This window comes from Archangium violaceum (assembly GCF_016887565.1).
In the GTDB taxonomy this organism is placed as follows: domain Bacteria; phylum Myxococcota; class Myxococcia; order Myxococcales; family Myxococcaceae; genus Archangium; species Archangium violaceum_B.
In genome coordinates, this window is sequence record NZ_CP069396.1 from 1,567,676 (window position 1) to 1,580,822 (window position 13,147).

The window sequence follows — 13,147 nt, forward strand, 5'->3', positions numbered from 1 at the left end:
GCGGCGAGTCGCCGCAGACGAAGAAGGAACCGTGAGCAGCCAGGCCACCCCCACGTTGAGTCTGAAGGGCATCGGCGCCTCCCCGGGCGTGGCGGTGGGCCACGCCTACATCCTGGACCGCAAGCGGGTGCGCACGCCCAAGCTTCGGCTGGCCGAGGCCGAGGTCGACCCCGAGCGCATGCGGATGAAGACGGCGCTGGAGCTGTCCGACCGCCAGCTCTCCGAGCTCAAGGAGCAGATCTCCAAGACGGAGGGCCCCGAGCACGCGCTCATCCTCGAGGCGCACCGGTTGATGCTCCACGATCCGATGTTCGTGGACGAGGTGAACCGGCTCATCGTGGAGGACCGCATCAACGCGGAGTGGGCGGTGAGGAGGGTGGCGCGCAAGCTCAAGCACCTCTTCGACAACATCCCGGACGAGTACTTCCGGGAGCGGCGCTCGGACGTGGAGTACGTGGCGGACCGGGTGGTGCGCAACCTGCTGGGGCAGGTAGTGGACGAGGAGGTGACGCTGCCGGACCACGCGGTGGTGGTGGCGCACGACCTGTCGCCGGCGGACGCGGCGCTGATGGCGCGCAGCGGACGGGTGGCGGGCTTCGTCACGGACCTGGGAGGGCAGACGAGCCACACGGCCATCGTGGCGCGCGCCCGCTCCACGCCAGCGGTGGTGGGAGCTGGCCGGGCCAGCGAGCAGATCTCCCCGGGGGATCTGGTGGCGATGGACGGGGCGAGGGGCATCATCCTGGTGAACCCCACGGAAGACCAGCTCGCGCTCTTCCACGAGACGATGCGCCGGCACCAGGAGAGCGAGGCGCGGGCGCTGTCGGAGAAGGATCTGCCGGCGCAGAGCACGGATGGCTATCGCATGCGGCTGGTGGGGAACATCGAGTTCCCGGAGGAGATCCAATCGCTGTTGGACCACGGCGCGGAGGGCATTGGCCTGTACCGCACCGAGTTCATGTTCCTGGACCGAAAGAGCCCGCCGACGGAGGAGGAGCACTACCGGGCGTACCGGCAGGTGCTGGAGATGATGGGGGGCAGGCCGGTCACCATCCGCACGTTGGACCTGGGCGGAGACAAGGTGCCGGGGAAGGGCAAGCACGAGAAGGAGCCCAACCCGGCGATGGGCCTGCGAGCCATCCGCTACTGCCTGGCGAACCGGGAGCTGTTCCGGGTGCAGCTGAGGGCGCTGCTGCGGGCGAGCGTGCACGGGAACATGCGGATGATGTTCCCGCTCATCTGCGGGATGAGCGAGCTGCGCGAGGCGCGGAGCGAGCTGGAGGCGTGCCGCACGGAGCTGGGACGGGCGGGCGTACCGCTCGGCAAACGCTTCCCGGTGGGCATCATGGTGGAGACGCCGAGCGCGGCGCTCATCGCGGACCGACTGGCGCAGGAGGCGGACTTCTTCTCGGTGGGGACGAACGACCTCATCCAATACTCGCTGGCGATCGACCGGCAGAACCGGGACGTGGCGTACCTGTACAAGCCGTTGCACCTGTCGGTGCTGCGCTCGCTCAAGAGCATCGTGACGGCGGCGAAGGACGCGGGGATACCGGTGGCGATGTGCGGGGAGATGGCGGGAGACCCGGTGTACGCGCTGGTGCTGTTGGCACTGGGCTTCGACGAGCTGTCGATGACGGCGGGGCAGATTCCGACGGTGAAGAGCTTCATCCGGCAGACGAGCCGGGTGGAGGCGCAACAGTTGCTCGAGACGGCGATGGACCTGACGACGGCGGAGGAGATCGAGCGTTTCATCCGCACGGAGATGGACAAGCGTTTCGCCTCGATAGACTGAATAGCCCGCCCACCCACCCAACCACCCAACCACCCCTCTCCTTCTGGGAGAGGGACGGGGTGAGGGTATCTGACCCCGCGGGTTGCCCCCGTGTCACTCCAGATGCTCGTTCTCGCTAATCCCGCTTCCGTTCCATGTTCGCGCCCTCTCCGTCCGGAGAGAGGGCGGCGAGGTTGTCCTCGGGGGCGAGGCTGAACTGCTTCCGGAAGCGGCGGATGATTCGCTCCAGGAAGCGCAGGCCGACGAGGGTGACGAGAGCGAGTCCCGTGGTGACAGCGGCGAGCACCGGATAACCGAATCCAACGGCGAGGCCGACGGACGCGGTGAGCCAGAGGTTGGCGGCGGTGGTGAGGCCCTTGATGGTGGCGCCGTGGCGGAGGATGGCACCGCCGCCGAGGAAGCCGATGCCGACGACGACCTGGCTGGCGATGCGGGTGATGTCGGCCCGGACATCCTGGGGCATGCCGGTCTCGAGCGGATGCGCGGCGAGGATGCTGCACACGGTGAAGAGACAGGCACCGAGGCAGACGAGGATATGGGTGCGCAGTCCCGCCACCTGCCCGCGCAGCTCGCGCTCGAGGCCGAGCACGAACCCGAGCCCGAAGGCGATGCAGAGTCGAAGGACGGCGGTGGTTTCGTCCGGCACGGTGGCTATTCCCCGAGCTCGATCTTCTCCTCGACGTCGCTCTCACCGAGCTGCGGGCGGGGGAGGGTGTCGAGGGTGGCGCTGAGGAGGCGGAAGGTGGGGGCGACGTAGGGGGTGACGTCGGGGCCGAGCTCACCGGTGTACTGGGCGGTGAGCTCCTTGTAGCGCTCGTCCTCGGAGGGCCAGCTGCCGGCGGCCTCGGCGCCCCAGACCTCCTGACCATCGCGGCAGCGGAGCAGCTGGGCCTTCACGGCGGCCTCCACGCCAGCGCCGGTGCGCTTGACGGTGGGGAAGAGCCAGAGAATGCCCTCGATGCCCTCGACGCACAGGTCCTTGAAGGAGGTGTCCTCGGGGTTGCCGTCGACGGCGGTGTTGACCTTGGCGATGAAGTCGCGGTTCTGGTTGACGTAGCGGCGGGCGATGAGGCTCCACAGCTCGCCCACCTTCTGGACGTTGTCGGGGAGAGGCTGGGTGACCACGGCCAGACGCTTGACCTGGGTCTTGTCCACGGTCTCGTAGTCGGGGCGGACGTGGCTGTTCTTCACGGTGGCGCAGCCGGCGAGCAGCGCGAGTCCCATCACGAGCGCGAGTCGGTTCATGGTCGTTTTGTCTCCCGGTCCCGCTCCCGGCGCGGGAGGGGGGCGCCCGGTTCTACACCACGCGAGGGCTGGAATCGCATGCCCTCGCGCGTGCCGTTCACCGCACGGCCATCACCACCAGCCGGGACAGCCCGTAGACGAGCACGGCCATGAGCGCCGAGGCGGGGATGGTGAACACCCAGGCCCAGATGATGCGGCCGGCCACGCCCCACTTCACCGCGCGCCAGCCCTTGGTGGAGCCCACGCCCACGATGGCGCCGGTGATGGTGTGCGTGGTGGACACGGGGATGCCCAGCTTGGCCAGCGCGATGATGGTGACGCCTCCGCCCGTCTCCGCCGCGAAGCCTCCGATGGGCGCCAGCTTCGTCAGGCTGTGCCCCATCGTCTTCACGATGCGCCAGCCGCCGAAGAAGGTGCCCAGGGCGATGGCCGCGTGGCACGAGATGATCATCCACCAGTCGATGTGGAAGGTCCGGTCCCGCCAGATGGTGCCGAAGAGCACCACCGCGATGATGCCCATCACCTTCTGCGCGTCATTGGTACCGTGGCTGTAGGAGAAGATGGCCGAGGACAGGAGCTGCAGCCGCCGGAACCAGGTGTCCACCTTCAGGGGCGTCTGCTTGTGCACCGTCCAGGTGCTCGCCAGCATCAGCAGCGTGCCGAGCAGCATGCCGATGAGGGGCGAGAGCACGATGAAGGCGGCGATCTTCGCGATGCCCGAGCCCACCAGCCCGGCGAAGCCGAGCACCGGCAGCGTGGCGCCAATCATTCCCCCCGCCAGTGCGTGCGAGGACGAGGAGGGCAGTCCCCACCACCACGTCAGCAGGTTCCAGGCGATGGCGCCCATCAACGCGGAGAAGATGACCAGCAGCACGGCTTCCGAACCCTGGGCGCGCAGCATCTCGAAGTCGATGATGCCCTTGCCCATGGTGTTGGCCACCTTCACTCCACCGCCGAACGCGGCGACGAAGTTGAAGAAGGCGGCCCACGCCACGGCCAGGTTCGGCGACAGCACGCGCGTGGACACCACGGTGGCGATGGAGTTGGCCGCGTCGTGGAAGCCGTTGATGAAATCGAAGATGAGCGCGACCGCGACGATGAGGATGACAGCGGTGAGCAGCATCTCAGGAATGCTCCAGGACCACGCCTTCGATGACGTTGGCCACGTCCTGGCACTTGTCCGTGGCCGTCTCGATGAAGTCGTAGATCTCCTTCCACTTCATGACCATGAGCGGATCCGCGCCGCTCTTGAAGAGCCGGCCCAGTCCCGCCCGCAGCGCCTCGTCCGCCTGGGACTCCAGGCGCTTGATGTCCTTGCAGCCAGCGAGGATCTGGTCCGGCTTCTTGATGAGCCGCAGCGCCGCCACCACCTCCTGCACCTTCTCCGCGCACAGCACCAGCAGCCGGGCCAGCTCGGTGGCGTCCGGCAGGCTCGAGGGAATCTCGTAGTAGTGCAGCCGGGCCGCCGCGGCGTTGGTCAGGTCCAGCACGTCATCGATGCGCGACAGCAGCGAGTGGATCTGCGCCCGGTCGAACGGGGTGATGAACTGCTTGTGCAGCCGGTTGAAGGCGGTGTGCGTCACCTCGTCGCCCTTGTGCTCCACGTCCTTGAGGGCCTGCACCTTGGCGGGCACGTCCCGGTAGTCGCTCAGCAGGGCGTGCAGCATGCGCGCCCCCTCCACCGTCACGGCACACTGGGCATCGAAGTCGTCGAAGAACTCGTCCGACTTGGGCATCAGCTTCTCGAGCATCGCGCTTCTCCATCGGCCGGACGTGACACGCGCGTGACCCGTCCGTTGCCGGGGCGTGAACTACATCACCTGTGTGAAAGCGCCCAGCACGAAGATGCGCCCGCTTGTGACACTTTCGTGACGTACCGGCGGGCGCCGGGCCGGGCTGGGCGCTCCTCCCGGCTCAGACCTTGTAGAGCAGGTCCATGTACTTCTTGAGCAGGTCGCTCAGGATGCCCCGGAAGGGCACGGTGCCCGCCATGCCGTAGACGGGCGCCATGGTGCCCTTCTCGCCCGGGTTGGCGCGCACGTGCTCGACGGCGGCGCGCAGGTCCTCCAGGAAGCGCTCGGCCACGCCGGGCTGGGTGTGCCGCTGGGTCACACAGATGTGCACCGCCGCGGGCTTGTGCAGGCCGTTGAGGCTCCAACCCCTGGCGCTCATCCGCTCCATCACCTTGTAGATGTCCACGATGTCCGAGCCGAAGGCGATGACGAAGAGCGGCTCTCCCAGCACGTGCAGACCGGGGATGGCGCGGATTCCGCGCTTGATGGCGTCCGCCGTCTCCAGGATGCGGCGCGTGGCGTCCAGGTAGCCCTCCTCGCCGGTGGACACGAGGGAGGCCCAGGCCGCCGCGATGAGGGCGCCGGGGCGGCTGCCGGAGAAGGTGGGGGAGAAGTAGATGCCGCCGGGCCACTCGGTGGCGGTGAAGTACTGGTGCGAGCGCAGCGCGGTGCCCCGGTACAGCACCACGGAGGTGCCCTTGGCCGCGTAGCCGAACTTGTGCGTGTCCGCGGACATGGAGGTGACGCCGGGCAGCCGGAAGTCGAACTCCGGCACCGGGTAGCCGAGCTTCCTCGCCCAGGGCAGCACGAAGCCACCCAGACACGCGTCGGTGTGGAAGCCGATGCGGCGCTTGCGCGCCAGCTCCGACAGCTCCTCGATGGGGTCGATGGTCCCATGGGGGAACGAGGGCGCCGAGCCGATGATGACGATGGTGTTGCGGTTGAGGGCCTTGCGCGTGGCCTTCACGTCGGCGCGGTAGTCCGGTCCCACGGGCACGCGGACCATCTTGATGCCGAAGTAGTGCGCGGCCTTGTCGAAGGCGGTGTGCGCGGTGGAGGGGGCCACCATCTCGGGGCGGGTGATGCCCTTCGTCTCGCGGGCCCAGTCGCGGTACGTCTTCATGGCGAGCATGATGCTCTCGGTGCCACCCGAGGAGAGGGCGCCGCAGATGTGCTGCTCCGGGGGCCGGCCCGCGTTGGCCTCGGTGGCGCCGAGCATGTGGGCCGTCATGGCCACCACCTCGGCCTCGAACTTGGTGGCGCTCGGCCAGAGGTCCGCGTGCAGCGGGTTGCTCTGCGAGTTGAGGGCGTACACGCGGTTGAGGAAGTCGATGTGCTCGGAGTCGCCGTGGTACACGGCCCCCGAGACGAGGCCGTCCTTCCAGCGGTGCTCCTCCTTCTCCTTCATCTGGCTCATCTCGCCGAGCACCTGCTCATGGGAGAGGCCCTGGGTGGGGAGCGTGGCGAAGGTGGGGAGCTGCCCGCGGTAGGGCTTCAGGTCGCCCTCCAGCCCGGCCAGCATGGAGTCCGTCTCCTTCTCCAGCCGGTTGCGCAGCAGGGGGACGCTCTTGAGGTAGCGCTCCGCCGCCGACAGCAGCCGGGGAGGGACGCGGTTGAGGAGGTTCGTTCCGAGCTGGGGTAGATCCATGGTGTTCTTCCCATCCGACGATGGTTCTGGCGCGTTCATCCGGTTCTTCATTTCAGGCGCTCCTGGCTCGGTTGAGCCGCGCGAAGATGGCCTTGTTGCACTTGTAGAGGTTCACGAACTCGCGGAAGAGCTCGTCATAGAGCCCGCGGTGCTTGGGGTTGGGCTCGAAGGTGTTGGCGATGGGGACGAGCGAGGGGATCTCCTCCACCGTGAGGTGCCCGAGCGCCACCGCGGCCTGGAATGCCGCACCGCGCGCGTTGGCCAGCACGGGCTCGTCCACCTGATGAATCCGCCGGTCCAGCACGTCCGCGACGATCTGGCACCACAGCTTGGAGCGGGCACCGCCGCCGATGATGCGGATGGGCTCCAGCTTGCGGCCGACGAACTTCTCCACGTAGGTGAGGAGCCAGCGGGAGTTGTAGGCCACGCCCTCGAGCACGGCGCGCACCATGTGCCCGCGAGTCGTCTTGAGGGACTGGTTGAAGAAGCCGCCGCGCAGCAGCTGGTCGTCCACGGGGCTTCGCTCGCCATTGAGCCAGGGCATGAAGATGAGCTGGTCGCTGCCCGCGGGGATGCGCTCGGCCTCCTTCTCGAGGACCTTGTAGAGGTCCACCGACTCCGGGCCGTGTGCTTCCTGGCCACCGCTGGAGAGCTCCTCGTGGCCGAAGAGGATGTTGTCCTTGAGGAAGGAGAGGCAGATGCCGGCGGACTCCTGCTCGTTGGTGAGCAGGTAGCGGCCCGGCAGTGCCGAGGGCAGGGTGCCCATCTGGTGGAGGACGTCCGTCTTCTTGTAGGGCACGTGGCAGCTGAGCCAGGAGGACGTGCCGATGCACAGGTGGGGCTCGTGGTCGCGCACGGCGCCCGAGCCGACGGCGGCGGCGAGGATGTCCGGGGCGCCGGTGATGACCTGGACGTTGTCGCCGAGCCCCAGGGCGCGGGCGGCCTCGGGCTGGAGGGGGCCGAGCACGGTGGCGGCGGGCACCAGCTCGGGCAGCTTCTCGCGAGGCATGCCCGTCATCTGGAGGAGCCGGTCGTCGTAGTTGATGCGCGAGAGGTCGCGGTTGTCGGTCACCCAGTGCAGGGTGATGGAGTCATAGGAGGAGGCGAACTTGCCGCTCAGCCGCAGGTTGAGCCAGTCCTTGGGCTCCAGGAACTTGTAGGTGGCGCGGTAGACCTCGGGGTGCTCGCTCTGGAGGTAGAGGATGTGGCCGAGCGGGTCCTTCCCCGAGAGGGTGGGCGCGCCGCCGGTCAGCCGCACCCAGGTGAGCAGCCGGGCGATGCCGTAGCCCTCGATGGGCATGAACCCGTTGGCGACGCGCCGGACATGGGGGGCACCGCGCGAGTCCATCCAGATGATGGCGGGCCGCAGGGGCTTGCCCCGCTCGTCGACGGCGACGGTGCCGGACCACTGGGAGCTGACGTTGATGCCGATGATGTCGCTGACGGGGACGATGCCCTTGTCCAGCAACCGGCGCGTGCCGCGGACGATGGCGGCCCACCAGGACTCGGGGTCCTGTTCGGCACCCCCTTCGGGCAGCAGGTCGAGCTCCAGCGGCTCGACCTCGCCGCCGAGAATCTTCCCTCGTGTGGTGACGGCCGCCAGCTTGACGGCCGAGGTCCCGAGGTCGATGGCGAGGATGGATGCGTTGGCGGGGGTGGGCACGGAAGTAATCTAACGGGCCCTCGATGTTCGTGGGCCAGTGTCGTAGGCCCGCGAGCGTTTCCTACCGGAAAGCCAGGGAAGCACGCCCTCCCAGGTGCTGTGCTCATGGCTTTCGTTGCGCTCCTGCGGCAGTCTTGCTTTTTGATGATTCGAGGCGAACACATCCAGTCACCCGGGGTGGCCCGGACCGGGCGCGCGGGAGACGCGCGGCTCGCCTTCGAGCGCGTGGGAAACCGCACCGTGGTGCGCACCGCGCTCGCGCACAGTCCCTTGCGGCTGCTGACGCCGCGCAACCACGGGCACGCCGCGTGGGTCTACACCAGCTCGCTCGGAGGGGGACTGGTGGATGGCGACCACCTCTCGGTGGAGCTGGACGTGGCCGAGGGCGCCGCCGCGCTCCTGTCGAGCCAGGGCTCCACTCGCGTGTACCGCTCGCCCCGGGGCTGCCGCAGTGACCTGTCCGCGCGGGTGGCGGAAGGGGCGCTGCTCGCGCTCGTGCCAGACCCCACCATGTGCTTCGCGGGGGCCCGATACGACCAGCGCCAGGACGTCCAGCTCGCCCCGGGAGCCTCGCTCATCTTGATGGACCTCGTCACCGCCGGCCGCAGCGCCAACGGCGAGCGCTGGGCCTTCACGCACTACTCCTCCGCGCTCCGCGTCCACCGCGAGGGGCGGGCGCTCCTCGACGAGCGCTGGCTGCTCGACCCGCACCAGGGGACGCTCCCCGAGCGCCTCGGCCGCTTCGACGCGCTCGGTACCGTGCTCCTGGTGGGACCCTCGCTGGCCTCCGCCCGGGAGGCGCTCGCCGAGCGCGTGGGGGCCCTGCCCGTCATCCCGCGCGCCGGGCTCGTCTGCTCCGCCAGCCCGCTCGGGCCCGATGGCCTGGTGCTCCGAGCCGCGGCCACCTCCGCCGAGGTCCTGCTGCGCACCGCCCGCGAGTGGCTGTCCTTCCTCTCCGGGATGCTCGGGGATGACCCCTGGGCACGCCGGGCGTGAGCCCCAACCTGTTCTGGTAGTGGATGACGCATCGCGGTAGGGTGACTTGGAGTCCCCGGCCTCGGGCCTGGGGAACTCCCTGGAGGGCTGCATGCACCTGTCGCCGCGTGAGATCGACAAGCTGCTGCTACATGGCGCGGGCTTCCTGGCCCAGAAGCGCCTGGCACGGGGGGTGAGGCTCAACTACCCCGAGGCGGTGGCGCTCATCGCCACCCAGCTCCTCGAGCTCATTCGCGATGGCCGGAGCGTGGCCGAGCTGATGGACCTGGGGCGGAAGTTCCTGGGGCGCGCGCAGGTGATGGAGGGCGTGCCGGAGATGGTGGCGGAGGTGCAGGTGGAGGGCACCTTCCCGGACGGCTCGAAGCTGGTGACGGTGCACCACCCCATCGAGGTCGAGCACGGGGACCTGTCCCTGGCGCTCTACGGCAGCTTCCTGCCCGTGCCTCCGCTGGAGCGCTTCGCGCGGGCCCCGCACGAGGAGGTGCGGCCGGGCGAGGTGCTCGTGCAGCCGGGCGAGCTGGTGCTCAACGAGGGCCGCGACACCGTCACCGTGGAGGTCACCAACAAGGGCGACCGCCCCGTGCAGGTGGGCAGCCACTACCCGTTCTTCGAGACGAACCGGGGCCTCGTCTTCGACCGCGCCAAGGCGTACGGACGGCGGCTGGACATCCCGGCGGGCACGGCGGTGCGCTTCGAGCCCGGGGAGAAGAAGACGGTGTCGCTCGTGGCCATCGCGGGCGACCGGGTGGTGCGGGGCGGCAACGCGCTGGGCTCGGGCCCGGTGACGCCGGAGAACAAGGAGCGGGCCCTGGCCGAGGTGGCCTCGCGCGGCTTCGGACACGAGGAGGGCGCATGAGCCGGAAGATGGATCGCCGTCACTACGCGGACATGTTTGGCCCCACCACGGGCGACCGGATCCGGCTGGGGGACACAGGGCTGCTGGCGCAGGTGGAGAAGGACCTCACCGTCTACGGGGACGAGTGCAAGTTCGGCGGCGGCAAGGTGCTGCGCGACGGAATGGGCCAGAAGGCCGGGGTGGGGGACGCCGAGGCGCTGGACTGCGTCATCACCAACGCGCTCATCGTCGACTGGACGGGCATCTACAAGGCGGACATCGGCATCAAGGGCGGGCGCATCGCCGGCATCGGCAAGGCGGGCAACCCGGACGTGATGGCGGGGGTGACGCCGGGCATGGTGGTGGGCGTCACCACCGAGGCCATCGCGGGCGAGGGGCTCATCGTCACGGCGGGCGGCATCGACTCGCACATCCACTTCATCTGCCCGCAGCAGGCGGAAGAGGCGATCGCCAGCGGCATCACCACCTGGGTGGGAGGCGGCACGGGGCCGGCCACGGGCACCAACGCCACCACGTGCACGCCGGGCGCGTGGAACATCCGGCGCATGCTGCAGGCCACGGACACGATCCCGCTCAACATCGGCCTCACCGGCAAGGGCAACACCTCGCGTCCCGAGGGCCTGCTGGAGCAGATCGCCGCCGGGGCCGTGGGCCTGAAGCTGCACGAGGACTGGGGCACCACGCCGGCCACCATCGACAACTGCCTGTCGGTGGCCGAGGGCGAGGACGTGCAGATCACCATCCACACGGACACGCTCAACGAGTCGGGCTTCGTGGATGACTCCATCGCCGCCTTCAAGGGCCGCACCATCCACACGTACCACTCGGAGGGCGCGGGCGGCGGGCACGCCCCGGACATCATCCGCGTGTGCGGCGAGGCCAACGTCCTGCCGAGCTCGACGAACCCCACGCGTCCGTACACGGTGAACACGCTGGATGAGCACCTGGACATGCTCATGGTGTGTCACCACCTGGACCGGGAGATTCCCGAGGACGTGGCCTTCGCCGAGAGCCGCATTCGCGGGAGCACCATCGCCGCGGAGGACATCCTGCACGACCTGGGGGCCATCAGCATGATGTCCTCGGACAGCCAGGCGATGGGGCGCGTGGGCGAGGTCATCACCCGCACGTGGCAGACGGCGCACAAGATGCGCGAGCAGCGCGGGCGCCTGCGCGAGGAGCGGGGAGACAACGACAACCTGCGCATCCGCCGCTACGTGGCCAAGTACACCATCAATCCGGCCATCGCCCACGGCCTGGTGCACGAGGTGGGCTCGGTGGAGGTGGGGAAGCTGGCGGACCTGGTGCTGTGGCGGCCCGCCTTCTTCGGCCTGCGCCCGGAGCTGGTCATCAAGGGCGGCTTCATCGCCTGGGGGCAGATGGGAGACCCGGGGGCGTCCATCCCCACGCCGCAGCCCTATTACATGCGGCCGATGTTCGGCGCGCGGGGCGGGGCGCTGGGGGCCACCAGCATCGCCTTCGTGTCGGGGCGCGCGCTGGCGGACGGGATGGTGCGAGGGCTGGGGCTCACCAAGCAGCTGTCCGGGGTGCGCCGGTGCCGGGGGCTCGGCAAGCGCGACATGAAGCTCAACGACGCGCTGCCCAGGCTCACGGTGGACCCGGAGACGTACGAGGTGCGCGCGGATGGCGAGCTGCTCGTGTGCGAGCCCGCCATCCGGTTGCCGCTGGCGCAGCGCTACTCGCTGTTCTGAGGGACGGGCCATGGGCTACCCGTGGAGGGTGCTGCAACTGGCCGACTCGGGCTTCCCCACCGGGGGCTTCGCGCACTCGGGAGGGCTGGAGGCGGCGGTGCAGCACGGCGAGGTGCGCGGCCGCGAGGGCCTGGAGCGCTTCGCTCGCGAGCTGCTCTGGCAGACGGGGCACGGGGCCCTGCCGCTGCTGAGCGCGGCCTGGCGTGAGCCCTCCACTCTGGCGGCCCTGGACGCACGCGCGGAGTCCTTCCTCACCAACCATGTGGCCAACCGGGCGAGCCGCACCCAGGGGCGGGCCTTCCTGGACACGTGCGCGCGCATCTTTCCCGAGCCGGTGGCGCCGCTGCGGCAGGCGGCCCGGGAGGCGAAGTTGCGCTACCACCACGCCCCCCTCTTCGGAGCGGTGCTGCGCGTCCTGGACGTCGAGCTGTCGGACGCGCAGCAGCTCCTCCTGTCCCTCACGCTCAGGGGGACGCTGTCCGCGGCGGTGCGCATGGGCATCGTGGGCACGCATGAGTCCCACCAGCTCCAACACCAGTGCGCCCCCTTGCTGGACGCCGTGTTCGATGCCTGCGCCGGACTGGGGGTGGAGTCGCTGGCCCAGACGGCACCGTTGATGGACCTGCTCGGCGCCACGCACGACCGGCTCTACTCGAGGCTCTTCCTTTCCTGAGGTGAACCATGCACGACGACCACCGCGGCCACGGCCATGACGATGACCACGACCACACGCACGAGGAGTGGGACCATCCGGGCCACTACCACGAGCGCGAGAAGCCCCAGACGCGGGACTTCTCGGAGCGGTCCTTCACCATCGGCATCGGTGGGCCGGTGGGCAGCGGGAAGACGGCGCTGGTGCTGGCGCTGTGCCGGGCTCTGCGGGACACCTACCGGCTGGGCGTGGTGACCAACGACATCTTCACCAAGGAGGACGCCGAGTTCCTGGTGCGCAACAAGGCGCTCTCGCCCGAGCGCATCAAGGCGGTGGAGACGGGCGGGTGCCCGCATGCGGCCATCCGCGAGGACATCAGCCACAACCTGCTGGCGCTCGAGGAGCTCATGGAGGAGCTCAAGCCCGAGCTGCTCATCGTGGAGAGCGGGGGCGACAACCTGGCGGCGCAGTACAGCCGCGAGCTGGCGGACTACACCGTCTACGTCATCGACGTGGCGGGCGGGGACAAGGTGCCGCGCAAGGGTGGGCCGGGCATCACCCAGTCCGACCTGCTGATCATCAACAAGACGGACCTGGCGCCGCACGTGGGCGCGGACCTGTCGGTGATGGATCGCGACGCGCGGAAGATGCGCGGTGACGGACCCTTCGTCTTCACCCAGGTGACGAAGGGCGTGGGGTTGCAGGAGGTCATCGACCACCTGATTGGCGCGTGGCGCAAGGCCACGGGCTCGGCCTGACGGCTACCCGGCGAGCTTTACCCGCTCGC

General features: G+C 69.3%; 12 protein-coding genes. 6 read left to right on the plus strand and 6 right to left on the minus strand.

Going from position 1 to position 13,147, the window contains the following annotated elements:
- Positions 1-31 precede the first annotated feature (31 nt).
- A complete protein-coding gene (gene ptsP, locus JRI60_RS06780) occupies positions 32-1,795 on the plus strand; it encodes a phosphoenolpyruvate--protein phosphotransferase (RefSeq protein ID WP_204225029.1) in 1,764 nt (587 codons plus the stop codon).
- Positions 1,796-1,910: 115 nt separating this feature from the next.
- On the opposite strand, the gene JRI60_RS06785 is transcribed toward ptsP, so the two are convergent.
- From JRI60_RS06785 to JRI60_RS06810, 6 genes are all read right to left on the minus strand, one after another.
- Entirely contained in the window at positions 1,911-2,441 is a 531-nt protein-coding gene (locus tag JRI60_RS06785; RefSeq protein WP_204225030.1) for an MgtC/SapB family protein, read from the minus strand.
- A gap of 5 nt (positions 2,442-2,446) precedes the next feature.
- Positions 2,447-3,040 carry an MXAN_6521/LA_1396 family lipoprotein gene (locus JRI60_RS06790; RefSeq protein WP_204225031.1) on the minus strand — a complete coding sequence of 198 codons (594 nt, stop codon included), beginning with the start codon at positions 3,038-3,040 and terminating at the stop codon, positions 2,447-2,449.
- A 97-nt stretch (positions 3,041-3,137) separates the two neighbouring features.
- Positions 3,138-4,163 (minus strand): inorganic phosphate transporter, encoded by a 1,026-nt coding sequence (locus tag JRI60_RS06795; RefSeq protein ID WP_204225032.1) that lies wholly within the window; start codon positions 4,161-4,163, stop codon positions 3,138-3,140.
- Between the two features lies 1 nt (position 4,164).
- Positions 4,165-4,791, minus strand: a complete 627-nt coding sequence (locus tag JRI60_RS06800; protein WP_204225033.1) for a DUF47 domain-containing protein — start codon at positions 4,789-4,791, stop codon at positions 4,165-4,167.
- 163 nt (positions 4,792-4,954) lie between these two features.
- Positions 4,955-6,481, minus strand: coding sequence for a pyridoxal phosphate-dependent decarboxylase family protein (locus JRI60_RS06805; RefSeq protein ID WP_204228768.1), 1,527 nt, complete (start codon positions 6,479-6,481; stop codon positions 4,955-4,957).
- Positions 6,482-6,533: 52 nt separating this feature from the next.
- A complete protein-coding gene (locus tag JRI60_RS06810; protein WP_204225034.1) occupies positions 6,534-8,144 on the minus strand; it encodes a xylulokinase in 1,611 nt (536 codons plus the stop codon).
- Positions 8,145-8,288: 144 nt separating this feature from the next.
- Here JRI60_RS06810 and JRI60_RS06815 point away from each other — a divergent pair, with 144 nt between their 5' ends.
- The 5 genes from JRI60_RS06815 to ureG all read left to right on the plus strand — a co-directional run bounded on the left by JRI60_RS06815 (position 8,289) and on the right by ureG (position 13,118).
- Complete coding sequence (locus JRI60_RS06815; RefSeq protein WP_204225035.1) at positions 8,289-9,140, plus strand: urease accessory protein UreD; 852 nt, start codon at positions 8,289-8,291, stop codon at positions 9,138-9,140.
- A 91-nt stretch (positions 9,141-9,231) separates the two neighbouring features.
- The gene (ureA, locus tag JRI60_RS06820; protein ID WP_204225036.1) at positions 9,232-9,996 is read left to right on the plus strand and encodes an urease subunit gamma; all 765 of its coding nucleotides are present in this window, start codon (positions 9,232-9,234) and stop codon (positions 9,994-9,996) included.
- Positions 9,993-11,708 (plus strand): urease subunit alpha, encoded by a 1,716-nt coding sequence (gene ureC, locus JRI60_RS06825; RefSeq protein ID WP_204225037.1) that lies wholly within the window; start codon positions 9,993-9,995, stop codon positions 11,706-11,708. The genes ureA and ureC overlap by 4 nt, the downstream gene beginning before the upstream one ends.
- Before the next feature lie 10 nt (positions 11,709-11,718).
- Positions 11,719-12,381: an urease accessory protein UreF gene (locus JRI60_RS06830; RefSeq protein WP_204225038.1), complete on the plus strand. Its 663-nt coding sequence runs from the start codon at positions 11,719-11,721 to the stop codon at positions 12,379-12,381.
- Between the two features lie 8 nt (positions 12,382-12,389).
- Positions 12,390-13,118, plus strand: coding sequence for an urease accessory protein UreG (gene ureG / locus JRI60_RS06835; RefSeq protein WP_204225039.1), 729 nt, complete (start codon positions 12,390-12,392; stop codon positions 13,116-13,118).
- Positions 13,119-13,147: the final 29 nt, after the last annotated feature.

Excerpts from the sequence above, each read along its gene's own strand:
- ureG (WP_204225039.1), top strand. The coding sequence starts at position 12,390 with ATGCACGACGACCACCGCGGCCACGGCCATGACGATGACCACGACCAC.
- JRI60_RS06815 (WP_204225035.1), top strand. The coding sequence starts at position 8,289 with ATGATTCGAGGCGAACACATCCAGTCACCCGGGGTGGCCCGGACCGGG.
- JRI60_RS06805 (WP_204228768.1), bottom strand. The coding sequence starts at position 6,481 with ATGGATCTACCCCAGCTCGGAACGAACCTCCTCAACCGCGTCCCTCCC.
- JRI60_RS06800 (WP_204225033.1), bottom strand. The coding sequence starts at position 4,791 with ATGCTCGAGAAGCTGATGCCCAAGTCGGACGAGTTCTTCGACGACTTC.
- JRI60_RS06830 (WP_204225038.1), top strand. The coding sequence starts at position 11,719 with ATGGGCTACCCGTGGAGGGTGCTGCAACTGGCCGACTCGGGCTTCCCC.
- JRI60_RS06795 (WP_204225032.1), bottom strand. The coding sequence starts at position 4,163 with ATGCTGCTCACCGCTGTCATCCTCATCGTCGCGGTCGCGCTCATCTTC.
- JRI60_RS06790 (WP_204225031.1), bottom strand. The coding sequence starts at position 3,040 with ATGAACCGACTCGCGCTCGTGATGGGACTCGCGCTGCTCGCCGGCTGC.
- ureC (WP_204225037.1), top strand. The coding sequence starts at position 9,993 with ATGAGCCGGAAGATGGATCGCCGTCACTACGCGGACATGTTTGGCCCC.
- ureA (WP_204225036.1), top strand. The coding sequence starts at position 9,232 with ATGCACCTGTCGCCGCGTGAGATCGACAAGCTGCTGCTACATGGCGCG.